Here is a 222-nt window from a genome sequence, read left to right as displayed (position 1 = left end):
GTTCCGCCTGTTAAACCTGTTATGCTTGGCGTTGGATCTGTAGCATCTGCACAATATGCTGCGGCGCTATAGCTAAAGCCCGCATCGTCTAATGCGTTGATCGTCACGCTAGCGGTACTACTGTTTGGACAGGTTCCTGCTGTGGTATAAGTTACGGTATAGGTTCCCGGAGTACTGGTCGATACATCGATAAGTCCTGTTCCTGCTGTAAGTGATAAGCCT

1 protein-coding gene is annotated in these 222 nt (G+C 49.1%); it reads right to left on the bottom strand.

Going from position 1 to position 222, the window contains the following annotated elements:
• Window positions 1-222 (bottom strand): hypothetical protein (locus tag EM932_RS20765; RefSeq protein WP_211344338.1); only part of this gene is annotated, 222 nt, incomplete at both ends.

Origin of the sequence: Flavivirga rizhaonensis, assembly GCF_004791695.1 — a bacterium.
Lineage (GTDB): Bacteria > Bacteroidota > Bacteroidia > Flavobacteriales > Flavobacteriaceae > Flavivirga > Flavivirga rizhaonensis.
Note: the sequence above shows the minus strand (reverse complement) of the source record. Positions and strands in the feature narration are given on the sequence as shown.